At 48.3% G+C, this 24761-nt stretch carries 20 protein-coding genes; 5 read left to right on the forward strand and 15 right to left on the reverse strand.

What is annotated here, in order from left to right; translation table 11 throughout:
* Nucleotides 1-5 precede the first annotated feature (5 nt).
* The gene (locus tag PXC00_RS11660; RefSeq protein ID WP_275846720.1) at nucleotides 6-680 is read right to left on the reverse strand and encodes a DUF421 domain-containing protein; all 675 of its coding nucleotides are present in this window, start codon (nucleotides 678-680) and stop codon (nucleotides 6-8) included.
* Nucleotides 681-811: 131 nt separating this feature from the next.
* Between PXC00_RS11660 and PXC00_RS11665 the strand changes: the two genes are divergently transcribed.
* A complete protein-coding gene (locus PXC00_RS11665) occupies nucleotides 812-1951 on the forward strand; it encodes a glycerate kinase family protein (protein ID WP_275846721.1) in 1140 nt (379 codons plus the stop codon).
* A gap of 55 nt (nucleotides 1952-2006) precedes the next feature.
* Here the strand turns inward: PXC00_RS11665 and PXC00_RS11670 are convergent, their stop codons facing one another.
* From PXC00_RS11670 to PXC00_RS11680, 3 genes are all read right to left on the reverse strand, one after another.
* Nucleotides 2007-2636 carry a sortase gene (locus tag PXC00_RS11670; RefSeq protein WP_275846722.1) on the reverse strand — a complete coding sequence of 210 codons (630 nt, stop codon included), beginning with the start codon at nucleotides 2634-2636 and terminating at the stop codon, nucleotides 2007-2009.
* The gene (locus tag PXC00_RS11675) at nucleotides 2629-4821 is read right to left on the reverse strand and encodes a collagen-binding domain-containing protein (protein ID WP_316934987.1); all 2193 of its coding nucleotides are present in this window, start codon (nucleotides 4819-4821) and stop codon (nucleotides 2629-2631) included. Before PXC00_RS11675 ends, PXC00_RS11670 begins: the two co-directional genes overlap by 8 nt.
* A 294-nt stretch (nucleotides 4822-5115) precedes the next feature.
* Nucleotides 5116-6327 (reverse strand): FprA family A-type flavoprotein, encoded by a 1212-nt coding sequence (locus PXC00_RS11680; RefSeq protein ID WP_275846725.1) that lies wholly within the window; start codon nucleotides 6325-6327, stop codon nucleotides 5116-5118.
* A gap of 470 nt (nucleotides 6328-6797) precedes the next feature.
* Between PXC00_RS11680 and glmS the strand changes: the two genes are divergently transcribed.
* Nucleotides 6798-8618, forward strand: coding sequence for a glutamine--fructose-6-phosphate transaminase (isomerizing) (gene glmS, locus PXC00_RS11685; protein ID WP_275846731.1), 1821 nt, complete (start codon nucleotides 6798-6800; stop codon nucleotides 8616-8618).
* 79 nt (nucleotides 8619-8697) lie between these two features.
* The gene (locus PXC00_RS11690; protein ID WP_275846726.1) at nucleotides 8698-9219 is read left to right on the forward strand and encodes a GNAT family N-acetyltransferase; all 522 of its coding nucleotides are present in this window, start codon (nucleotides 8698-8700) and stop codon (nucleotides 9217-9219) included.
* 64 nt (nucleotides 9220-9283) lie between these two features.
* Here the strand turns inward: PXC00_RS11690 and PXC00_RS11695 are convergent, their stop codons facing one another.
* From PXC00_RS11695 to PXC00_RS11745, 11 genes are all read right to left on the reverse strand, one after another.
* Nucleotides 9284-9706, reverse strand: coding sequence for a GNAT family N-acetyltransferase (locus PXC00_RS11695; RefSeq protein WP_275846727.1), 423 nt, complete (start codon nucleotides 9704-9706; stop codon nucleotides 9284-9286).
* Between the two features lie 500 nt (nucleotides 9707-10206).
* The gene (locus PXC00_RS11700) at nucleotides 10207-12864 is read right to left on the reverse strand and encodes a DEAD/DEAH box helicase (protein WP_275846728.1); all 2658 of its coding nucleotides are present in this window, start codon (nucleotides 12862-12864) and stop codon (nucleotides 10207-10209) included.
* A complete protein-coding gene (locus PXC00_RS11705; RefSeq protein WP_275846729.1) occupies nucleotides 12861-13796 on the reverse strand; it encodes a HamA C-terminal domain-containing protein in 936 nt (311 codons plus the stop codon). The genes PXC00_RS11700 and PXC00_RS11705 overlap by 4 nt, the downstream gene beginning before the upstream one ends.
* Before the next feature lie 84 nt (nucleotides 13797-13880).
* Nucleotides 13881-16961 (reverse strand): type I restriction endonuclease subunit R, encoded by a 3081-nt coding sequence (locus tag PXC00_RS11710; protein WP_275846730.1) that lies wholly within the window; start codon nucleotides 16959-16961, stop codon nucleotides 13881-13883.
* Nucleotides 16962-17061: 100 nt separating this feature from the next.
* The gene (locus tag PXC00_RS11715; protein ID WP_316934988.1) at nucleotides 17062-18231 is read right to left on the reverse strand and encodes a restriction endonuclease subunit S; all 1170 of its coding nucleotides are present in this window, start codon (nucleotides 18229-18231) and stop codon (nucleotides 17062-17064) included.
* Nucleotides 18232-18243: 12 nt separating this feature from the next.
* On the reverse strand, nucleotides 18244-19230 hold the full coding sequence (gene xerA / locus PXC00_RS11720; protein ID WP_275847122.1) for a site-specific tyrosine recombinase/integron integrase: 987 nt from the start codon (nucleotides 19228-19230) through the stop codon (nucleotides 18244-18246).
* Between the two features lie 96 nt (nucleotides 19231-19326).
* Nucleotides 19327-19674 carry a hypothetical protein gene (locus tag PXC00_RS11725; protein WP_275847124.1) on the reverse strand — a complete coding sequence of 116 codons (348 nt, stop codon included), beginning with the start codon at nucleotides 19672-19674 and terminating at the stop codon, nucleotides 19327-19329.
* A gap of 43 nt (nucleotides 19675-19717) precedes the next feature.
* The gene (locus tag PXC00_RS11730) at nucleotides 19718-20875 is read right to left on the reverse strand and encodes a restriction endonuclease subunit S (protein WP_316934989.1); all 1158 of its coding nucleotides are present in this window, start codon (nucleotides 20873-20875) and stop codon (nucleotides 19718-19720) included.
* Nucleotides 20865-22373 (reverse strand): type I restriction-modification system subunit M, encoded by a 1509-nt coding sequence (locus PXC00_RS11735; protein WP_275844669.1) that lies wholly within the window; start codon nucleotides 22371-22373, stop codon nucleotides 20865-20867. Before PXC00_RS11735 ends, PXC00_RS11730 begins: the two co-directional genes overlap by 11 nt.
* A 47-nt stretch (nucleotides 22374-22420) precedes the next feature.
* Nucleotides 22421-22645: a helix-turn-helix domain-containing protein gene (locus PXC00_RS11740; RefSeq protein ID WP_275844670.1), complete on the reverse strand. Its 225-nt coding sequence runs from the start codon at nucleotides 22643-22645 to the stop codon at nucleotides 22421-22423.
* A gap of 14 nt (nucleotides 22646-22659) precedes the next feature.
* Complete coding sequence (locus PXC00_RS11745; protein WP_275844671.1) at nucleotides 22660-23514, reverse strand: hypothetical protein; 855 nt, start codon at nucleotides 23512-23514, stop codon at nucleotides 22660-22662.
* Between the two features lie 248 nt (nucleotides 23515-23762).
* Between PXC00_RS11745 and PXC00_RS11750 the strand changes: the two genes are divergently transcribed.
* Both PXC00_RS11750 and PXC00_RS11755 read left to right on the forward strand, forming a co-directional pair.
* A complete protein-coding gene (locus PXC00_RS11750) occupies nucleotides 23763-23975 on the forward strand; it encodes a hypothetical protein (protein ID WP_275844820.1) in 213 nt (70 codons plus the stop codon).
* 255 nt (nucleotides 23976-24230) lie between these two features.
* Nucleotides 24231-24743 (forward strand): hypothetical protein, encoded by a 513-nt coding sequence (locus PXC00_RS11755; protein WP_275844672.1) that lies wholly within the window; start codon nucleotides 24231-24233, stop codon nucleotides 24741-24743.
* Nucleotides 24744-24761 lie beyond the last annotated feature (18 nt).

Raw genomic sequence — 24761 nt, forward strand, 5'->3', positions numbered from 1 at the left:
CGCTCTTATTTGGCCGTATAAAATTGCACCGCGTTATTTTTGTCACACAAACCCAAATACACTTCCGCGGCGCTGTGGTACCCTTGTGCCTGCAGCTGCTCCTCCAGCCACGTCTGCGAAAGGCCCAGCTTTTTCAGCTGCCGCCCCTGCACACGACCGTCCAGAATGATTTCCGTAAAGTACGTTTCCTGCTGCGGCGAAAGGTTCCAATCCGCCGGTGTTGTCGGTCGCTGCGTAGAAACCGGCAGAATGGTCAGCGAACCGTTGTACTCAAAAATTGCCGTCTGAATGTCGTTCAGGTCAAAGTATCCCGCCTGCCGGCACAAGACCAAAAATTCGCTGAGATCCAGCTTAGCCTTTTTCATATTTTGGCGGTTCAGCTTTCCGTGATCCATAATCACCGCAGGCACTCCGTTTGTATACTGCCGGATACGCGGAACCTTGTCCTCCAGCACGCTCAGACCGACTGACAAAAGCCCGTATACCAGCATGGCAAGCAGCGGCTGCCATGGGTTTTCCAGTTCTGTTGCCAATTCCGCCGCAATGGAGCCAATGGTAATGCCGGTAATGTAATCGAAGAAATCCAACTGGGCAATCTGTTTATGTCCCATCAGCTTCCCCAAAATAAACAAAACGACAACCGACAAAAGTGAAGATAAAATCAGCTTTCCGACTTCCATGTTGTTCTCCCCCTTTTCCTGCTAGTATCTGACTGTTTTCGGAAAATAAACATGGGGGCAAAGCCCTGCGCAGGCTGAAACCCCGCCGTTTGTGCCCGCACAGCCGAAACTTTTCTGAAAGAAGCTATACCATGAAAAAATGTATTCTGATTCCTGACTCATTTAAGGGAAACATTCCTGCCGCTGAGGTCTGCGCCATCATGCAGCGTGCCGTACAGATGCACTTTCCGCAGGCGGAAATCTGCGCTGTGCCCGCAGCAGACGGCGGCGAAGGTACGGTGGACGCGTTCCTGCAGGCACTCGGCGGTCAAAAAGTTTCCCTTTCGGTAAAAGGCCCGTTTTTTGAAGAACTACCCGCGTTTTACGGGATTCTGCCTGACCGAACCGCTGTCATTGAAATGGCGGCTGCCGCCGGACTGCCGCAAACCGGAAATCGAAAATGCGTGGAGCAGGCCACCACCTTTGGGGTTGGACAGATGCTGCAGCACGCGATTGCACAGGGGTGCCGGAAAATCATCCTGACACTCGGCGGCAGCGCTACCAATGACGGCGGCTGCGGTGCCGCCGCGGCGATGGGGGCTGTTTTTCAAAAAGCAGACGGCACCCCTTTTGTTCCGGTCGGAGAAACCCTCGGACAAATTGCAAAAATCGACCTTTCCGCACTGCATAAAAAAACAGAGGGCGTGCAAATCTGCGCCATGTGCGACGTGACCAATCCGTTGTGCGGCAAGAACGGTGCCGCTGCCGTCTTCGCTCCGCAAAAGGGCGCAAATGCGGAGGTTGTCGGCCTGCTGGATCGTGGGCTGCACCACTTGGCGGAAGTTCTGCAAAGGGACTGCAAAGTCGATATTCTCTCGCTGCCGGGCGCAGGCGCCGCTGGCGGCATGGGCGGCGGCATGGTTGCTTTCTTTGGCAGTCCGCTGCAAAGCGGAATTGAAACGTTTCTGGACACCATCCGCTTTGACGAACTGCTGCACGGCACAGATCTGGTCTTTACTGGCGAAGGAAAGCTGGACAGCCAGTCGCTCGGAGGAAAGGTAATTTCCGGCGTTGCACGCCGCACCAAGCGCGCCGGCATTCCGCTGATTGCCGTTGTCGGTGACATCGAGGGCACCACCGCGCAGGCGTATGACGCCGGTGTATCTGCCGTGTTCAGCATTAACCGCACAGCTGTGCCCTTCCGCCTTGCCAAGCAGCGCAGCCGCGCCGACCTTTTTTTGACCATGGACAATCTGATGCGCTTTTTGAAGCGCTTTGCCCCGCAGTTCTAAGCCATTCCCCAAAAAAGATTCCCGCCCTGCTTCACTGCAGGGCGGGAATCTTTTTTTAACGATCCAACTGACAACGAACCAAAATGCGTTTCTTGCCCGTTGGGCTACAGGTAAACAGCGACAAATCCCAGTCGCCGCTTTGCAGGGCAGAAATATCATCAGGAGCAATCTCGGTTACTTCAGAAACATGATAGGAGAAAACCGTCCCGTCCATATTTGTAAAGGAAACAGCGGCGCCGGTCTGCAGCAGCTGCAGGGTACCGAAATGCCTGCGGTAGCTGTGCCCACAAATGACAAAGCGGGAAATCTCCCCATGCTCGCCGGTGTAGCGGCTTGGTGAAGTTTGCAGCGCCGCCGCGCTGTACTGTGCCTGCACCGGCAGCGTCAATTCCAGTGATGGAATCCGCAAAATACCGATGCTGCCCGCCCGCTCCGGCAGCGTGAAAGCTGGCACGGCAGAAGCACTTTTGGCTTTGACCGACTGGCTCTGGAGAGCCGGCGCCGCAGAGGACGCTGATGCCGGCTGGGTGGCGATGGTCTGCTCCACTTGGGACAGCAGCCGGTCAGCACGCTCGCCTGCCGCCTGTGCGGTCTGCAGATTCTTTCCCCACAGGACAACACCGGTCAAAAAAATTACAAACCCAACCGCCAGAAAAACGAAGCCATGCTTTCTGTGCTTATTCATGTTTTTTTCTGCCCCGGCTGCGGAGAAGTTCCAAAACGCCGTACAGCATGACCGCACTGCCGCCTGCTACGGACACCAACACCGGAACGATATCTGTACCGGTCTGGGGCAGTTTGTGCGCTGTTTCCACGGTAGCGCTCGGGCTGTCCGAACCTGTGCTTGCTGTTTCAGAAGAAAGTGTTCCCGCGCCGTTGCCGGTCGGGGTGCTGCTTTCCTGGCTCGGTGTTTCAGAGGAGCTGCTCTCTGACGAACTGCTCGGAATGCTCCCGGTGCCGGTGCCGGTCGGGGTGCTGCTTTCCTGGCTCGGTGTTTCAGAGGAGCTGCTCTCTGACGAACTGCTCGGAATGCTCCCGGTGCCGTTGCTTGCTGGGGTGCTGCTTTCCTGGCTCGGTGTTTCGGAGGAGCTGCTCTGTGTGGAACTACTCGGAACGCTCCCGGTGCCGTTGCCGGTCGGGGTGCTGCTTTCCTGGCTCGGTGTTTCGGAGGAACTGCTCTGTGTAGAACTACTCGGAACGCTCCCGGTGCCGTTGCTTGCCGGGGTGCTGCTTTCCTGGCTCGGTGTTTCGGAGGAACTGCTCTGTGTGGAACTACTCGGAATGCTCCCGGTGCCGTTGCTTGCCGGGGTGCTGCTTTCCTGGCTCGGCGTTTCGGAGGAACTGCTTTGTGCCGGGTCACTCGGAATGCTCCCGGTGCCGTTGCTTGCCGGGGTGCTGCTTTCCTGGCTCGGCGTTTCAGAGGAACTGCTCTGTGCCGAGTCACTCGGAATGCTCCCGGTGCCGTTGCTTGCCGGGGTGCTGCTTTCCTGGCTCGGTGTCTCAAAGGAGCTGCTCCCTGAGGAGACAGGCACTTCCTCCGTTTTTCCTACAAAGAAAACGTCTGCTGTATTGGACACCTGAAACGGAATGCGGTGAATTTCTCCGCCACTGGTATGCAGAACCGTCTTTGCATAGACGGGACCGTTCATGGAGGAACCATCCGCAGCCACCGTTGCGTCCGGCGCCAGCAGCGTGCCCAGCGTGCCCGCATTTGCGGCAGTATGCACGGTTCCACTGTATGTGCCAAGGTTCCAGATCACGCGACTAGAAATCGAATTCCAGTTATCACCGGGATTCACACCGCCGATTTTCACTTCCGGCAGGGAAACCGTCTGTGCGGAAGTCTGCACATTCAGAACCAAATACTGCTGTGCATCCAGAGAAATTCCGTCGTTCTGCACTTTGTTCGAATCGGAATATCCCAGTGCCTGCGCAACCGCATTTTTTAGACTTTCGGCGCTGCCGTCTGCCGAAGAAAGCTGAAGCACCTTAACCGATGCGTCCTCTGTCAAATTCTGCGGCTGACCGCTCAGCTGTCCGGCAAAAGCAGAAAGACTGCTAAGCATTCCATTGACATCCGGATTCTGCGTGCCATCATCCACAGAAACTGTACCGTTGTTTAAGTTGACCGTATAAGCTTTTCCGTCGGCTGTCTGCAGTGCGCGCTGACCGCCGCTTCCGCTCAAGGTATTCCCTTGCCCAAACACAACTTGGCTTGGCGCACCGCCGACACTTTTCAGAGTCAGCGCACCGACTGCAGACTGGACGCTCCCCACATAACTGACAGCGCCGCTTGCCAGGCTGTCTGCTGTCTGTGGAATGACCACCGCCTTTGCGTGCGCGGTATCCGGCTTGCCGTTCTGCAGCGGCATCACCGCATAGGTCTGTCCAGCGGTTAGGTTCTGTACAGCCGCGGTGCCGTTTCCTGCTGTATCCGTTGTGACGGTAATCGCATCACCGACCTGCTGTTTGCCCTGCGTGTCTGTAAAAACACCGAACAGATAGCTGCCCGCTGGGGCGGTGGTATGCACGGTCAGCGTGGCAGCCGCAGGCAGGGTCATATCGTGCGTATTTCCAAGCTCCCCGTTGCTGCCGGTCAATGTATTGACCGCAACATTGGTTTCAAAGTCCGTGTCGTTTTCCAGCGTATCCGCAACAACACCGTACTGCCGCGCGCGGCCGAGTCCTTCTGCGAGCTGCTGGGCAGTCAAGCCGGACACAGAGGGGTTCTCTGCCGGATGGAGCACCACCTGCTGCTCTGTGGCTGTGTCTGCAAAAACTGCGGCAGTAAAGGACACCGCCACCGTACAGGCGACCGCCGCACATACCATCCGGTGCAGCATCGATTTACAGATTTTCGTGCGTTTCATAAAAAGCGCCTCCCTGATTTCCAGCCGAACAAGCTGTCCGGCAAAAAGTCGTTTGACATTTTAAGGAAACTTAAGAATCTGTCTTAAGTTTGATTCGTGTAACACAGTATATTATCTAACTTTAAGAATGTCAATCGTTTTTTCCGGAAGCTTCCGTTTTTTCAGAAAGAAACTTTTTCCCGTACTTTTAGGGACAACACAATTCATAAAAAGAGCATAAAAAGCGCCCCCGAACTTGTCGTTTTTCCAAGTCCGGGGGGCACAAAATACTCTATTTGTTAAAAGGTGGAATCCTTATGCATTCCGCATGGAATCCGCAACGGCCTGCGCCAATGCTTCCAGCTGCGGTACCTGCTCTTTTTTCAGGGAGGAGCGAATTTGCAGCGGCTCACCGACCTGCTGCATAGCTTTCATTGTGGCCAACTGTTCCTGCATCTTTTTTGCGGAAACCGGCGCCCAGCTGCCATTGCCCAGCAGGGTGCAGCGGCGGTTTTGCAGATTCAGCGCCGCCATGTCCTGCAGCAGCGTTTCCATGGGCAGGTAAAGGCCGTTATTGTAAGTCGGTGCGGCAAAGACCAAGTTGCTGAAACGGAAAGCATCCGAAATGATGTAGGACTTGTCCGTTTTGGATACGTCATACATATGAATATGCGTCACGCCTTTTTCCGCCAGCATCGAGGCCAGCAGTTCCGCCATGTTAGCGGTGTGACCGTACATGGAACCGTACGCAACCAACACACCCTGCTCTTCCGGTTCATAGCGGCTCCAAAGGTCATACTTCTGCAGGAACCAGCCGATGTCCTTGCGCCAGACAGGGCCGTGCAGGCTGCACAGCCGCTCAATCTGCAGCGTCTTCGTTTTTTTCAGCGCCATCTGCACCTGCGGGCCGTATTTGCCAACAATGTTGGCGTAGTAACGGCGTGCTTCATCCAGATAGCAATGCGGAAAGTCCAGCTCGTCCGCAAAAATGGGGCCATGAAACGCGCCGAAGGTTCCGAATGCATCCGCGCAGAACAGGGCTTTGTCCGTTTCATCATAGGTCATCATGACCTCTGGCCAGTGCACCATCGGTGTCATCAGAAACCGGAGCTTGTGGCGGCCCAGTTCCAGGGTATCGCCCTCCTTGACCTCCACGCATCTGGCAGCATCCAGTGGGAAATCGAAGAATTGGCGAATCAGCTGAAAGGTCTTTTTGTTGCCAACCAGCTTTACCTGCGGCCAGCGGCGCACAATATCCGCAAGCATCGCGCAGTGGTCCGGCTCCATGTGGTTGGCAACCAGATAATCCAGGGTGCGCCCGCCCAGCGCGTGCTCCACATTCTCCAGGAACTGCGCGGAGACAGAGGCATCCGCCGTATCCATCAGCGCAGTTTTTTGATCTTTTACCAGATAGGCATTGTAACTCATGCCGTCCGGCAGCGGAAACAGATTTTCAAACAGAGCAAGCCGCCGGTCGCTGCCGCCGACCCAGTCGATATCTTCAGTAATCTTTTGTGTGCAGAACATAGAAGCCGCGCCTCCTGACAACGGAAAGATGGTTGTTTGTAACTTTGTGATATTTATAACGCAATTATAACACGTTCCGACGCACGGCGCAAGCGCGCGAACGCAGAAAGTGGCAAAGCGCTGCGCGGGCAAATTTGTGTTGACGAAACACGCACGTTCTGTGTATAATAGGGTACATCATTGGATGGGAGGGATGTGCACCACCGGTCAATTTGTAAATTTTTAAGAAGCGCCAGACGCGCGGATGCGGGCAGGCCCCGGTTGGCCTTTGCCCCCTGTGAGAGCATCCCCTGCGTGACGAGGTGAAGTGTGATCGAAGGTTTCGGCGGATGCACTTCCGGCTGCAAAACGGGCAGTCGTAAGGCGGCGTACAAAGCGCGATGCGGGTGACAGCACCCCGTGGAGAATCGCGGCAAAATCGCCGCCGTTTCCGTAAATTCATGTATGCACGGAAAGGATTAAAACTGAATATGTGTGGAATTATTGGCTATGTAGGCAAGGAGGACTCCGTCGGCATTCTGCTGGACGGTCTTCGCAGACTGGAGTACCGCGGCTATGATTCCGCGGGGATTGCGGTCAGCGGAAAAAACGGTATTTCCATTGTCAAGTCACGCGGACGGCTGCAGTGCCTGCAGGACAAAATCAACGCCGGCGAGCGTCCCTTTGGTAACTGCGGCATCGGCCACACCCGCTGGGCCACCCACGGCGAGCCGAGCGACGCCAATGCCCACCCGCACCGCTGCGGCCATGTGACCTTAGTGCACAACGGCATTATTGAGAACTATATGCAGCTCAAGGCCGAACGTCTTGCCGAGGGGGTCATCTTTCACAGCGACACCGACACAGAAGTCGCAGCCGCCACGCTGAACCACTTCTACACAGGAAATCCCATTGCCGCCATCGCAAAAACGGTGGAGGCCGTGGAGGGTTCCTATGCGCTGGGCATCCTGTTTGACGACCAACCGGAAACGCTTTACGCGGTTCGGCGTGACAGCCCGCTGGTGGTCGGCCTTGGCAGCGGCGAAAACTTCATTGCCTCTGACATGACTGTTCTGCTGCAGCACACCAAGCGCTACCTGCTGCCCGAGCCGGGCGAGATCGCCGTAATCCGCAAGGATGGCGTGGAAATGTTCGGTTTGGACGGCAAGCCGATTGTTAAGGAAGTGCGTACTGCGGACTGGGACGCCGGTACGGCGGAAAAGGGCGGTTACCCGCACTTTATGCTCAAAGAAATCCATGAGGAGCCGGACGCTGTGCGCCGCTGCCTTTCGCCGCGCATCCGGAACGGCCATATTGAGCTAAACATTTCCGGTCTGCCAGACGAAGCGCTTGCCAAAACGGAGCGCATCCATATTGTGGCGTGCGGCACCGCCATGCACGCCGGTCTGGTTGGCCGCTATGCCATTGAGTCGCTGGCGCGCGTTCCGGTGGAAGTGGACATCGCGTCCGAATTCCGCTACCGCAACCCGATTCTGGGAAAAAACGACCTGGTCGTACTCATTTCGCAGTCCGGTGAAACCGCAGACACCTTGGCGGCACTGCGCCTTGCCAAGGAGCACGGCATCCGCACGCTGGCAATCGTCAATGTGCCCGGCTCCTCCATCGCCCGCGAGGCAGATGATGTGCTGTACACCTGGGCCGGGCCGGAAATTGCCGTGGCAAGCACCAAGGCGTACCTGGTTCAGCTCGCAGTGCTGTATCTGGTCGCAGTGAAGCTTGCCAGCCTGCACGAAACACTTTCTGCCAAGGAAGAAAGCGCGCTCTGCAAAGAGCTTCTGGAGATTCCGGAAAAGATTCAGGAGGCTGTGGAAAGCGAACCTGCCGTGCTGGAATGCGCACAAAAGCTGAAAGACGCCCAGCACGTGTTCTTCATCGGACGCGGCGTGGACTACACGCTGTGCATGGAAAGCTCGCTGAAGCTCAAGGAGGTTTCCTACATTCACTGCGAAGCCTACGCCGCCGGTGAGCTGAAGCACGGCACCATTTCGCTGATTGAACAGGGCACGCCGGTCATTGCAGTCGCAACCCAACCGGCGCTGTACCCGAAAACCGTCAGCAATTTGGAAGAAGTCAAAGCGCGCGGTGCGGATGTGATGCTGGTCTGCGGTAAGGACGCCAACGTGGAAGCCGACCTGGCGGCAAACGTCCTGCGTGTACCGAATGTGCACGATGTCCTTGCGCCGATGGCGGCCATTGTACCGCTGCAGCTTCTGGCTTACCACATTGCCGTTTTGCGCGGCTGTGACGTGGATAAACCACGCAACCTCGCAAAATCCGTCACGGTAGAATAAACACATGAAAGCAGCACCTGAGCAGAGTAAAATGCCCTGCGGGCGCTGCTTTTTTATGGATTAGAAAGGAATCATCGCAATGGACTTCCGAAAAGGAACCGAAGCCGACCTGGACGCGGTCAACTCCCTGTACTGGGAAGTGACCGGCTGGCTGCAGCGCACCGTCAACTACCCCGGCTGGGAACAGGGTGCTTACCCCGCGCGCCGGGACGCGGAAGCGGGCATTCGCAGCGGCACGCTTTATGTTGCCGAAATGCAGGGCAAGACTGCCGGTACCATGATTCTAGACCACACGCCGGAGCCGGCCTTTGCCGACGCCAAGTGGCAGGTGCCCGCACCGGACGCGCAGGTTTTCATTCTGCGCACATTTGCCGTACACCCCGCCTTTCAGAAAGCCGGGCTTGGCAGGCAGATGCTTGCCTGTGCGGAGAAACTTGCACAGGCGCAGTCCGTGCGCGCCATCCGTCTGGATGTATCTGACAAGAACCTGCCCGCCGTCAGGCTTTACAAAGCCTGCGGCTATCGGTACATCGGCGACGCAGACCTGGGGCTTGGCGCCTATGGCTTAACTAACTTTCTGTTGTACGAAAAGGGCTTGTAGCAGCCGTTTTTTCGTTGTCAAAACCTTTTGGCACGCCCTTTTCCGGATAAATCGAATGATTCTGTTATCTTTTCCACGTCATAAGATACTCTGCTTCACCTGTATTTTCATCGATTTGCTCCTGCTTGACTACAAATTGTTCTCGTCTATAAAATTGAATCGCTTTTTGATTCTTTTGATAAACCGATAAGCTTAAATTGGAATAAAGTTCTTTTGCTTTATCCAGTAACTGCTTCCCCATGCCATTCGATTGCATTTCACTGGAAACAAATATTCCGGCAATGTATCCGCTGTCAATTCCAATGAAGGCTTTGACGTTACCCTCTGCCTCACAAACATAGATTTCTGCTTCCGGAAGCATACACTTCACAGAATCAAAGTTATTTTTCCAATAATCCGCCGGAATAAAGTCATGTGCCTGTATATTTGTATCCAGCCATATATTCATAATTTTTTCTAAGTCTTCCTTTTCAGATCTTCTAATCATAGCAACCTCAATCCTATTTTTTATCATGACATCCGGAAAACACCCTATGTCATCTATATTTTCGTCTAAAAAGCAGGGCAAAAATCGGGCACTTTTCAGCCTGATTTTTGCCCATTTTTCGCTTCAAATCCACAACATCTTGTGGTAAGTCGCCCTTATTTCTTCCTATTACCACAATACGTCATCAGAATTATACACTCAACGTGCAACGAGGTCATGAGTTTAATGTCCTATATGTAGTTTACCAAATTTTAGGTCAAGAAAATAAGTCGCCACTGTATTTTACGTTTTGTGTATACACGGGAATAAGTCCAGGGTCAGAAGTTGAGTGAACAAGATTGATGCCATTTTCAAAAAATGTGGCAAAATAAAAAATCAATCCGCATTCGGTCACTTTTTAGCTTTCGTTTATTATGCTTCTTCGTTCTGCAACAATTCGCTTTGTTATAAGCCTTCCTTTTTTATACCTTTTCGGTAGTAAGATGCCTGTTTATTTCACGCTACTCTTCTTCAAAAATTTTTGATCGGTTCAGTGAAATCAGTTCCGCCTCCGTTCTCACATCATTATTTTTACATTTTAGAAGAGACCGGCGCAACGTCAAAACACCATCTTGTCTGAAAATATATTCGGGGTGATCCTTTATGTAGTTTGCCGACTCGCGGGAAAAGCCGTTCCTTTGTAGGAACACTGTGATTTCGTTTGTCGTGCCGTACTCGATAAATTCATACCAATTGTTGTCATCAAGGGAATGCTCGCCATTGATGGCAATGTACATATTTGAGAATCGCAGGAAGTAGTTCGATATGCTGAACAGGATAACATTTTCAATTACCTCCAGCGTATCAGCAAATACCACATTGCGATGTTCCGGCCCGTCATCAAAATATGATGGCGTGTACTCATTCAGCCAGAACTTCTCTGGGTGTTCGTTCATGTACTCGATAGCCTTACGCATGATATAACTCAGTCCGTGGCCTTCCATCCATTGAGAAAGGATTACAGAGTACCAGCTTAACTTAGCGTGTTCACCCGCTTTGTTGCGCTTACCGAGAGTGCCAAACTCATACTTGTCCCAATTGAAGATACGACTCAGTTCTTCCAGAAAACCGAGAACCACGGAATGAGAAAACCTGCCGTCCTGGGATTTCGGATAGTGCGTACCATTTCTGATTGCCGCCGCAAGCCGCCGTGACTGGTCAGCGGATATATTGATATCGCTGTCAATAAACTCCTTCTGTCCCTCAAACTTTTCGCGAATAGTCTGTTCACCGTCTTCCGGCATAAACTCCGCGAACTCCCGGCGAACGAGGCTGTTCCTGTCGTCCATGATATCCTTCAGAAGAATCAGACCAAATTTCCGCATCATAGTATATTCTTCTTCCGACTGTTTCTGGCTATTCGTATCGTACGGCTCAATCTTAGAGCTGCCGGAAAGAAGCGTATCCACAACGTGCTTCTTGAGTTTTGGCTTTAGTTCCTGCACAATCGACAGCATCTGATTTGGTATAGGCTCACGAAGAAGTCTTACATACTCCTTCTCGGTCACCTGATTACCGTCACTGATGAAGAATACGTTACCGTACAGATTAAACTTGATGCGCCCGACACGACCGATAAGATTGCGAAACTCCACGCTTGTCATACGCGGTCTGCCACTGCGGTAGTTTGTAATAAAAAGATTGTCTGCAGGAAGATTGACACCTTCTATCAATGTGCTGGTGCAAAACATCGCTGTTATCTTTCCGGTTTTAAATAGCTTCTCAATACGCTGTCGTATGGAAGCGGGAAGATAACCTATGTGATATGCGATTCCCTTTCGGATAAGTTTTGTAAGGTAATAATCTCCATGCACTTGGTCTCGGATATCGTTTGCCAGTTGTTTTAAATCGTCATCGTCAATGTCATCTTTCCCCTCTGAAAACGCTCTGGCAGCTTCAATTGCAGCGCCCTTTCCGCTAAAATAGGCAATGTTGCGTTTACGTTCTCCTAACGGCTTATTTTGGTCGAAAGCAGTCATGGTATTCATAAAGTCCACAACTGACATAGTGGTACTTTCATATTTGCATACGAAGATGGCATCCTGTGTATGGTCATTGAAAATGCGGATAGACTTCGTTTCCTGACTGATCAGAAACTTAAACTGTGTCACTGGCGCAAATGTTGATGAAATAGCATTCTCTGTACCTTTCTGTGACTCTTTCACGAGTTTCAAATAGACCTCTGGATTTGGAATATTGGGTGAGGCAAATATAAAGTGCGGTGGGGGGTTCTGCTGCGCAAGCATATCTACTGTCTTATAGTAGAACGGTCCCCGGCTGTTTCTGCCGGTCATTTTATGAGCCTCGTCTATAAAAATATAGTCTATTTTGAAATCGGGCTTGCTGATCAAAAGATATAGTAGACGTTCCGGCGTCATGACGAGGATAAAATTATGATCCTCCTCCAACGAGTAGTCGCTTGCTGCCGTGACCACGCTATAGTTCATTTCTTCCAGCAGTTTGTCCAGTCCTTTGACCGTATCCTCTCTGACTTCGTTAATGAGAGCCTTGGTGGGAACGATACGGGCAAAGTTACACTTTGTGCCATTCTGAATCTTGTCTTTGATAAACATCTCCATTATAAAGGATTTCCCCATAGATGTCGGTGCAGAATAGCTGAAAGCGTCATCGTTTAGTTGGTCATAAATATTCTTCTGTGGGATAAAAAAGTGCTTATCCTTCTCTGCTGGAATGGACAGGTAGTCACTAATGAAAGCGGCAAATGCTTTCTCCTGCAGCGTGGTCTCGGTATAGCCAGATTTATATACCGTCTTGGCAATCTCTGTGCCGCGGAAGTTCCCGATACTCGAAAGAACTGAACCTGCGTAAAACGCCACATCCTCATTGCCGGGCTCCAGTTCGAGAAGAAGCGTAATGATAGCCTGTGCCCACATTTTATGGTCATCGGCTTTTGTCGGATGCGTGGATTTGGAAAGCAGGTCAGCAAAGCGCAAAGCAGCATCTACATCCACTTGACGTGCCTGCTGGAATCCCTCAAGGTGTAATTTCAAAATGGCATAGTTATAGAGCATGTTGTCGTATAGAACATTGAGGAAATCGTTGTCTGCAATACTACTAAATATGGCGTCGCCGAGTTTTGTTTTCTGCGTATCGCTCATAAGACAACCGCTCCCTTCATAACGTGATCTATGATTTCACTTTTATCGCTTTCTGCATCCATGAAGGGAAGAATATATATATAAAAAGAATGCATATCAAGGCCGTTGCTTTTGATTTTGTTGGCGATGTATCCGGCGTGACGTTGAATATCCTCCACCATTTTCTTCGTAACAAGCTCTTCATATTCGATTTCTGGGTGTTCTTCCGCTTTGACGCCGATGGAATAACCGAGAAAAACGCCATATGCTGTATTGTACCGACTCTGTGCATTTGGTGTAGGAATGATAGTATCTTTTAGGAAAGCAATCTCATTATCATCAAACAAACGGTCGAGTACTGTTTTCTCTACCATCTGAATTTCACGGGATGTGTGTTTTTTAATGCGAAGTATGGCGTCAAAGGCATTATCCACAGCATCTTGGATTTCACCGACAATATTGGATGCTCCGAAGACCATTTGACTGAACTGTGTACCATTTGTATCGGTATTGGAAAACAGGTGAATGCTCTCGCACACGCTTTTATATTGTGAAAGGTCGGTGGAGAGTTCCACTCGGCTCATCAGCTTTGGAGCAGACAACTTGCCTTCTAAAAAAGCATAAATCATCATCTCGCCAAGTTCATTCCCCATCCCTTTCTCATTAGTTGCGCCGTTTTCCCGCATAGTTTGAATGGCACGCTCAATGGCGGCATCCAAGTCATCGTTCTTGCGAAACTGTTCAAGCATCGCCCGTGAAAAAACATACCGACTGAGATTCCGATAGAGCCACTTTTCTAAATCATCGTGATAGAACTTTCCATCACGCACAAGAAGGTGAAAAAGACGCAGTTGACCCGGCTTACTCAAACCGAGATCTTCTGTGCATAGAACCTCTGCAAAAATTCTATCCATATCCTTATCTTTAAGCGTTTTTGAAAAAGCTACGTCCATTTCCTACCTCCGAGTTACATATTCCTCATCTTTCTTTTTTTCTATATTGCTACTGTATATTGCACAAGTCGTGTGACATATGCCTCAATACGACTGCCCCATGTCGTTGTTATCCGTCCACAGCTCGCACTGAAGCATTACCGTGGCAACAGCATCATCCATGCCATCCGGCGGGTATTTATGCTTCTTTAGAAGCCGCTTAATCATCATACGCATCTTGGCACGTGCTGAATCACGCTTCTGCCAATCGATGGAGCTATTCTTACGAAGCGCCTCCGTGAGTTCTTTTGTAATAGAAATCAGTTCATCATTTTCATAGAAGTCCTTAATCGCCTGCGGCTTGGTAAGTGCATCATAGAAGGCCAACTCATCTTTAGAGAGGCCAAGCTCATCTCCGGCATCATGTGCCTCTCGGATTTGCTGTGCCATTTTCAGGAGTTCTTCGATGACTTCCTCATTGGTAAGCATTCCGTTCAAATACCGGTTCATGACACCCTGAATAATTTCACTGAACTTTTCGGATTTGACTACATTTGTTCGTCTGTAGATCTGCACCTGCTCATCAATCAGCTTTTTCAAAAGTTCAACAGCAAGGTTCTTCTCCTTCATCTTTGAGATTTCTTCAAGGAATTTAGGATCGAACAGGGAGAATTCCTCTTTAACATCTGAGAACAAATTGATAACGCCATCACTTTTGATGCTGGACTTCAACAGCTCATTGATACGTGCATTCATTTCCGGCAGGGATATTTTCTTCCCCTCGCCCTGATTCATTAATCGCATAACAAGCACACGGACAGACTCAAAGAATGCGGCTTCCACTCTCAAATTACGCTCTACCAGTGAAGAGCAGAGAGACAAGGCCTGACGTAGCAACAGCGCCTCTTTAATAAAGTCCTCACGTTCTCTTTCTTTATCGGCACCTACGATAAAGTTGACTGCCCCAGTGATAGCCTTCGAGCGCTCAAGATCGGTGCCATTCGTAAACTTGGAATAATCATATCCGTGGAATAGATCACGGCAAATGGACAGCTTCTCAAGGAACTTCGGATATGCCACTTTGGCAATATCGGTATCACCGTAGTTCTTCTTATCACGAGCTGTATAGTCATTCATAGCCTGCTTCAATGCCGCCGCAATGCCAACATAGTCAACGATCAAGCCGCCCTCTTTATCCTGAAAGACACGATTGACACGGGCAATGGCCTGCATCAGATTATAACCCTGCATCGGCTTATAAACATACATCGTCGCAAGAGAAGGAACATCAAATCCGGTCAGCCACATATCAACAACAATGGCGAGCTTCATTTCACTATCATTGTCTTTGAAGTCCTTGGCGAGCTCATCTCTGTGACGCTTATTTCCAATAACAGCACGCCACTCTTCAGGATCTTTATTGCTCTCGGTCATTACGACCTTAACCTTTTCCGTCCATCCCGGACGCAACTCAAGAATACGCTTGTAAATCTTCATTGCAATAGCACGGGAATAGGCAACAATCATCGCTTTACCTGTCAGCAGATCCTCACGATAGTTTTCATAATGATCAATAATGTCACTGACCAGAGAATCTATCGTAGCGTCGTTTCCAAGGACAGCCTCCATCTGACCGAGCTCTTTCTTACTTTTCTCAATCACTTCAGGATCAGCATTATTTGCCATAATGTCGTATTCCTGATCAATCAGGTGAAGCGTAGCCTCATCAAATTTTAACTTAATAACACGGCTCTCATAATAAACCGGCCTCGTAGCACCGTCCTCTACAGCCTGTGTCATATCATAAATATCGATGTAGTCGCCGAAAACCTCTCGGGTATTTCTGTCCTTGGCAGAAATAGGTGTCCCGGTAAATCCAATGTAAGTAGCATTCGGAAGGCTGTCACGAATGATACGTGCAGTTCCAACCTTTATCTCGCCAGTCTTGGCATCGACTTTTTCCTTCAAACCGTACTGACTACGATGTGCCTCATCAGCCATAACGACGATGTTTCGGCGCTCTGAAAGCGGCTCTGATGACTCCTCAAATTTTTGCATCGTCGTAAAGATGATGCCGTTTGCCTGCCTGCCGTCCAGCCAGTCCTTCAATCCGATATCATTCTTACCGGAAGTCTCAGTCAGTTTCCTACAGGTAGCATGTATCGGTTCCTGACGCAGAAAATCCTTACACTTTGCAAATTGGCCATAGAGCTGATCATCAAGATCGTTACGGTCTGTAATTACAACGATTGTAGGGCTATCCAACGCTTCTTGCAAGAGATGCGCATAAAAGACCATAGACAGAGATTTTCCGCTTCCCTGCGTATGCCAGAATACACCACCTTTGCCATCGGTAACAGTAGCGTGTTTTGTAGATTCGACTGCTTTCCGGACGGCAAAATACTGATGATAGCCAGCAAGAATCTTAAACTTCTTCAGTCCCTCATTAGAGAAGCAAATGAAGTTCTTGATAATGTCCAGCAGGCGCCCCCTTTCAAACATTCCCTCAAAGAAAGTATCAAACTGGGCATATTGCGTATTTTCATAACTGCCGTCTTTCGTTTTCCATTCCATGAAGCGGTCTTCGCCAGAAGTGATGGTTCCGGCCTTGCTGGTCAAATGATCGCTAATGACACAGATACAGTTATAAATAAACATCGATGGTATTTCCTGTATGTAGTTTCTGATCTGCAGGTATCCTTTGGAAGCATCGGTCTCCTCACGGGATGGCGACTTCAGCTCAATAAGTACAACCGGCAATCCATTTAAGAACAAGAGTACATCCGGACGCTTATTGCTGTTTTCAATAAAAGTCCACTGGTTTGCCACGACAAAGGAGTTATTCTCAGGATTTTTATAGTCGACAATATAGACAAGGCCGGAGCGTTCTTCACCTTTAATGAAATAGCGCACTTCAATGCCGTGCTGAATGTAATCCATAAAGACAGCATTTTTCTGAACCAGTTCGGCGTTTTCAAAGTTTTTCAGTTTGAACAGCGCATCCATGATGGCATCCTCCGGCATAGTAGGATTAAGCCGGCGCAGAGAGTCCTCCAGTTCGATCTCATAAAGAGGACTGTAGAAATCCCTATCGACATTGGGTCCGTAAACATAACGGTATCCCATGCTCTGGAATAGTTCTATGATGGAGTTCTCATAGTCCGCTTCCGTATAAAATCCTGACATTGCATTCACTCCTTTGCGTTCTTTCTATTATGATACCCTCTGTATAGGGCGTTCCCTCATTAAGTTGGTGTTACTCCGGTTCAAACGATAATTTAGCGGCTTAGATGTCGAGGGCGGAGACATCCAGCTCGCCGGACATAAGGCGTGGCAAAAGGATGTCGCGAACGGCGGCAAGCCTATCATTTTCTGCACGAAGGTTCCGAATCTGAGCGAAAATTGGCTGTATGACGGAATCGAATGAGCCCAGTGCTTCCCTCGACGGGACAATGACAGACACCTTATTCAGATTGGCCTGACTAATCTTCGGCTGAACTGCTCCAGTAACAATGGACTGGACGCTCGTCAGGCTAAATAGCAAATAAAGTGTCTCGACAGAGAAGCCGTTTTTGCCAGTGATGATATGTGCATGATTATTTACCCAGAATTTTCCTTCTACATACTGTAGTATCGGAAAACCATTGCTATCGACAACTGTGCCATCCTCGCCAAGAAGCAGATAGATTCCGTCAAACAGATATCTATCCACATAATCCATTATGGATGTGGCTCCATAGTAGGGATAGATTTTATCAAGATTAGCACGTTCACGGCTTGAAAGCGGTATGCGCTTAGAATCATGTAATTCGATGATTTCTGAAACAGTACCGATATGCCAGTTTTCAGGCAGTACGCCATCACAGGACCGCATATCTATAAAGCGATCCTTATAAAGTGCCCGTGCTTGCTGAAGTAAATTATCGTTTACCTCTGTATTCTGTGTTATTTTCCTGTCCAGACTACCAAGAATTTCTGCAATCTTTTTTTGCGTAGCAAGTTCAGGAATTTCTATTTCCAAGTTTTCTATATCAGAAGGCTTGATAGACGGGTACGCTGATGTGCTTTGTTCTGCGATAGCATGAAGTGCCTCAACAAGAGTCGGCTGCGTCAGTAGATAATAAAGAAAGTCGGCATCAAGCGTATCAACATCCACATCAATCACAGTGAACCCAGTCGAAACGAGAAAATTCTCCGGCTGCATTTTAATGATTCCAAAATGGCGTTGATTCGGGCGCACCGTGGAATAAACGATGCTGTTCTTTTTGACTTTTCTTCTCGCTCTGCTGGGGAGCTTATCGTTCGCCACATCTATGTATTGAATGGAATCAATTCTGTTATCGGTGATGTTTCCCGTGTCCAAATAATTAAAAAACTTCCATTCATCTTTCGGGGAGTAGGAGCCTGCATTGGTAACGCAGGCATCGCCTAATCTGATTTTTCTCCATGCTTCCATTATGCCACCGCCCTAACCTATATATTTTCTGTGAGCAATCTTTACGTTACTCTGTTTGACCATTGCATACTGCAAGGTCGTATCTATTCTTTGATGCCCCAGGAGCCGTTGCAACTGCTCAATAGGCATTCCCTTATCTATTGCCATAGTCGCAAGTGTACGCCTGAACTTATGCGGATGCACTTTTGGTATATTCAGCCGCTTTCCCATTTCTCGGAGCCGGTGTTCAATGCCACCGATTTTTATCCGCTCGTGCGGAGCCCGTAAAGTTACGAACAATGCGGGATTGTCATCTATTCGGCTATCGATGTATTCCTGTAGATGCAGCTTTGCTCTGGCATCAAAATAAACGATCCGTTCTTTATCGCCCTTACCGAAAACCACGCACTCTCGCTCATTGAAATTGATGTCAGCCTTATTCAGCAGAACCATTTCACCGACACGCATTCCCGTTGAAGCCAATATATCGATCATTGCCAAATCTCGTAGTTCTTCACAATTGTCACGCATCCGTTCTAATTCCTCATCAGAATAGGTCTCCTTAATGCTTCTGGACGTTTTTACCTTGTGGATGCGGCGTACTGGGCTCTTAATGATATAATCTTCATCCTCCAGCCATGAAAAGAAACTGGATAGAATTCGACGGATATTGTCAATCGTAACGCGGCTCGACTGATTCCTTTTCTGATATTTGGTAAGGTAAGTCCGCAAATCTTCCGTAAGGATATGCCGTACATTTTTGCCAAGAAACGAAACTGTCGCATCAATCGTGGTCTGGTAATACTTCAGCGTTTTATCAGAACAGCCTTCGATTCGTTTAGCGGCTATAAACATTGCTATAAGAGCATTGCTATCGTCCTCCTCCGGTTTAACCTCTGCACCGGTCACTTCATAGTGACAGAGCGTCTGCTCCATCGCTTGCCTAAGCTGTTTCAGCTGGGCATTGTCGAGATATGGCAGCATCTGCTGCATTACCTCTGTCATCAGTTCCTGTTTCATGTCGTTTCTCCTTCTAAAAAGTATTTCCAGAGAACGACATCAACGGCAGTTCCATTGGTTTATCACTCTCGCCGTTGGTAAGAGTTTATTTGATATTTATTGAATCCACTGAATAATACTTGGGATTAGCCCTATTAACGCACCAACAATCGCACTAACTATTGCTATTTGCCACTCTCTATGTGTTAATTTGCGATTTTGCTTTTCATGCTTCTTTTTTAATTCAAAATATGATTTACCTTTCTGCGTAAGTCCTGTTAGAATATACACGGGTTCCACATCCGATAGAGTTCTCGCATCTATACCTGAAATGTACCCCTTCAGTACTAAGTGTTCTGCAGCTATTCCTCGTAAATTCACATCCAACTTGACGTCCAGCTGTAGGATTTTTTGAAGCAATTTTTCCGACTCTTCATCTAAATATTCAAAGGTTTCCTCAATCATAAATTAATCCTTTCTCATTGCAACTAAACGATAATTTAGCGGCTTAGAAGTTGAAGTTGGAGACATCCAGTTCACCAGACATCAGGCGAGGCAACAAGGAATCACGGGTTTTTGCCAACGATTGACTTTCAATGGTGTTTGATGCGATGAGATCATACATCGGTGTAACAATATGGCAAAAGTCAGAAATGACTTCATCAGGTGGCAGCAGCACAGGAAAATCAAGTGTTGTTTTAGGCATAGCACGCTGCCGACTGTTCGTTGAACCAGTCGTATGTGAGCAAAGATGATTAGAAAACGGAACGCTATCAAGTATTGAATATATGAAGTCGCGCTGTCCCTCTTTCTTTGCTTCATAAATAATGAACTCTGTGGAACAAACGGGGTGTGCAGATAGGCACATGGGTCTCCATATACGCTTGGTATCAGGGTTCAATTTAGAGATCATCACAGATTCTGGCGTTAGGATATACTTATTGCTCTTGATCCCAGACGCGATCTCAAATACCGGATAGTGCTTCTCATCAAAAGCAGGAATGCTGTAGTGCTCGACCACAGTATCTGGATTTTTTGAAGGTGACCAGCTTTCTGTCTTGAGAGAGGCAATATTGCCAAGTGTTGTATTTTGCCAATCAGATGGCGTGATGCCTCCAAATGGTTCGTAATCAATGAACCATGACTGAAAAATAAGCTGTGCCTGCTCCTCTAAATTATCGTTTATTTCTGTATTAAGCTTTATCTTTTTGTCAAGTGCTTCCAATATTCCTGCAATTTTCTCTTGCTTCTCATACGTAAACTTAGGCACTGGATATTTCATGATTGCTACCTTGTCACCACGAGGCATCTTAGTACCCTTTGAGGTGGCCATTGAATAACCAAAAAATTTGTCATCAGCAAGGATATAATAAAGAAACCTCTTGCTTACTCCATCCTTGGCTCTAAATACAAGAACATCATTAGAGCATCCTCCGCCAAACTCTGCAAACCATATCTTTTTGAAATACGGTCTAATGTTTGAAACTAATACATCTCCAGTAATAAAAGTTTGCGTTTGTACTACAGTTGGAAGTGAAGAGGCCTTCGTGATTCCACCTTTATTGGGTATCATATTTTCCGTGGAGATATAAGTGCTATTATCCAACACAGCAACATCAATTTTACCCTTGGCGTAAACACATATATTGGAAAGATTATATTTCATATCCTATCTCCCCCAGCTTCCTCCTGATCTCATCCTCCAGTTCATGAGACTTGGCGAACATATCGGAGAGTTCCGATGTCAACCTTGCCATTTTCTCCTCAAAAGGCTCGCCGTCATCTTCCTGCTCCTCGATGCCGACATAACGTCCCGGTGTCAGAATATAATCTTGTTTTGCAATATCCTGCAGCGTGGCAACTGAACAGAATCCCTTCACATCTTCAAGTGTTCCGTTCTGGAATGCCTCGAAGGTGTCGGCTAACTTTTGAATATCATCATCGGAAAAATCCCTATGCTTACGGTCAACCATATGTCCCATCTTGCGGGCATCTATAAAGAGCGTTTTGCCTTTCTGTTTTTTGCCCTTTGTAATGAACCACAGGGTAACCGGGATGGTCACACTATAGAAAAGCTGTGTAGGCATGGCAATAATGCCCTCTATCAAATCATCTTCGATGATCTTTTTGCGGATTTCACCTTCGCCGCTGGACTGCGTGGAAAGAGCACCATTCGCAAGAACCAGTCCGATTTTTCCGCTTGGAGCAAGATGATGAATCATGTGTTGAATCCATGCGTAGTTGGCATTACCTGCAGGCGGGATGCCATACTTCCATCGCTTATCTTCCAGCAATTTTTCCTGTCCCCAAGGATGATAGTTGAACGGCGGATTGGCAAGTATAAAATCCGCCTTCAATGTCGGATGCAAATCATTTGTAAAAGTATCGGCATTATACGGGCCTAAATCGGCATCGATACCACGAATCGCCATATTCATTTTTGCCATTTTCCAAGTATCTGGATTTGCTTCCTGCCCATATACAGAAATAGCACCACGCTTGTGGCCATGCGCTTCAATGAATTTTTCGCTCTGCACAAACATACCGCCAGAACCGCAACAACAATCATATACTCGGCAGTTATCAAACGGACGAAGAATGGAAACCAAGGTTTTTACAACACTGGACGGCGTATAAAATTCGCCGCCACCAACACCTTCCTTTTCTGCGAACTGTGCAATGCAGTATTCATAGGTGCGTCCAAGCAGATCTTCGCTTGAGGAAGCGTCACTCATATCAATATTATTGGTAAAAATATCGACAACATCACCCAAAACTCGCTTGTCCAAATCTGGACTTGCATAGTTCTTCGGCAGTACATTTTTTAATTTTTTGTTTTCACTCTCGATGGCTCTCATTGCATTGTCAATGATGGTTCCAATTTCGGGAGTATGCGCTCTGGACGCAATATTTCTCCACCGTGCTTCTTCCGGTACGAAGAAAACATTCTCCATTGTATAAGCGTCGCGGTCGTTCTCAAAGCCGTCCCCCTCATCCACAAGTTCCTGGTATCTTTTATCGAAGGCAGCGGATATGTAGCGCAAAAAGATAAGCCCGATGATCACCTTTCTATATTCCGCTGCCGGTATATGTCCCCACAGCACGCAAGCTGCATCCCACAGTTGCTTTTCAAAGCCAATGTTGGCATTAGTTTTATCAGCCATCTGAATTAACCTCCTGCAGTAAATTTGTACTATCCAATAAAACGAACTTATTCGCCATCCTCATTATTTTTATCGTCAACTCTGTCATCAGCAGCTCCACCGGAGCGAATCCACTCGTCAACTTCGGAAAGTTTAAATTTCCAAAGTCTCCCTACTTTGTAGGCTGGCATATTGCGCTTGGCAATCCAAGCGAGAACCGTTTCTCTGCCGACTCCGAGATATGACTGGACTTCTTTCAATGTTACCCATTTCTCGATGTTGACTTCACTCACTGTATTACCTCCGTCTATTTTTGATACTCGAATTTTGTACTGACTACAAACGTAAATGTGTTGCTGTTCGGGAAGCAATCGTTGTCATCGCAATCCACCATAATCCACTTACATTCCGATTTTCCTTCAAAGCCGCGGGCATCCATGTCTACGGTTATTTTTACGCCCTTATGCGGTGGTGTGTCCGGTATATCAATATAATTTGCAGATGCTCTCGGACGAACTGCGTCGTGGTTGGAGAAAAAAAGTTTGCGTCCACGCCATACTTGAGTTCCCGCATTTTCAAATTCCCAGGTGTGATTGAATTTATCGTATATGTTTACTTGGTAAGTCGGTCGAAACTGGGACTTCAAATATACCTGATCTCCGGGATACAGAACCGATGCAGGATGATATGCTTCCACTTCCTTATCCTGCGGTTCAGTGAGTAATTTTTGATATTCCATAACTACAATATCATCAGCTTCTTCAGTGTTGCTTTCTACAAATGCTTTGAACTGAATTGCCAATGCTCTGCACAGGCAATCTTTTTTATCCTCCGTGATCGGAGGGATACCAAAGGCAAGCATAACATCTCGTATTTTACTATCTTCTATATTTTCATTGTAAAAGGCGGAAAGTCCGTCCTTGTTAAATGGGTGGAATGATGACTTGATATCTGCCGTCATTGTTCGAGAACCGTCATATAGCTTTCTTTGTAAGGGTACATCTTCCGAGGTGTACCTTTTTCCTTTTGTGAACGGGAAGTGGTTACTTCCTGCTGCACAGAAGCAGAGCATTACGAATATACCGCTGTTTTTCCTGCTCGGGTAATAAACCGCCGTTCGTATGTGCGGGTATAGCCGCTCGAAATATGTTTTTACCAGCACATCAGATCCCCCTTGTCCTATATTTGTCCTAAGTTTTGTCTCACTTGTCCTATGTTCAAGCCGCTGCGTGTCTCATTTTGCTGTGTGATAATACTCTCAGATGAACGAGATGTACCACCAAGATTCACCGTTAGCATATTTTATTTTTCATTATATCACAAATATATGCAAAAATCAATCTATTATAGGTTGCTTGGTTTAAAAACACTCATAAATCAACTCTAAATAGTTTTAAGGAGGTGAACAGAATGCCAAGTAACAAAAAGCAGACTTCAAAGTCTATAGCTACCAACGCGAGTCAGATTCTCAAAGACAGTCACTACATTGGAAAGTCCAAGTCAGTCGCAGGCAGTGCTTTGGCGCAAACAAGACCCAGAAAGAAAAAGCAAGGACCGAATCCGATGGGCAGTGACGCATTATCCAATATGCCTGCCCATTCCCCTCACGGGGCAAATTCTTAAATCAGATCTCTTAAAACAAGTGTTTTTGTCCTGAGCAAGACATTAAACTGCTTCCCGCCAGATACCGCATCACCTGATCACTGATGGCTCAACGTTATTTGGCGGACAAGTAAATATCAACAGCTGCCTTTTGAGCGGGTTAGCTGCAATCCGAAACGGAGAACTCCGTGAGGACTGCGGTTAGGTTTTTGCACCCTTTTTGCGGCAGCACGCAGAGTCCTCCGTTTCGAGAAATCGAAAATCGGAGGACTTTTCATGAAAACCAACGAAAACCAGAACACACCAGTCATCTATTACCGCCCACTCCATCAGTGGATTGAGGTCACCCCTGAACAGAAGCGGGACTGGGAACGCTTCGTGGGCGCTGCCCGCAAGACAAAGCAGAGAGCTGGAGCCTGCTGCATTCCATACAAGAAAAGCTACAAGTGCGACGGGTTGTGTGAAACCTGTGAATTCCGCTGTATCCCAAAGGATGCCGCTCAGCACCTCTCCATTGAAGTTGAGATGGAAAACGCCTATGAGAACGGCGCCTCCCGTACCAGCTTTCTTGCTGACGACAGGCTGACCACAGAAATCAACATCGACAGCATGATTCTCAATCAACTGCTTACCGAACTCAGAGGAACAGACCCGGAAAGCTATCAAATTCTTATGCTTCTTGCGGACGGGCAGTCCGAGCGGGCCAGCGCAGAGCGGCTGCATATGCCGCGGAACACCTTCGTGTATAAGCGAAATCAGCTTCTGAAGCGGCTCAAGGAAAATTTCTAAATCTTTTCGGCCAATCCC

Source organism: Caproicibacterium argilliputei, assembly GCF_029211325.2.
GTDB lineage: Bacteria > Bacillota > Clostridia > Oscillospirales > Acutalibacteraceae > Caproicibacterium > Caproicibacterium argilliputei.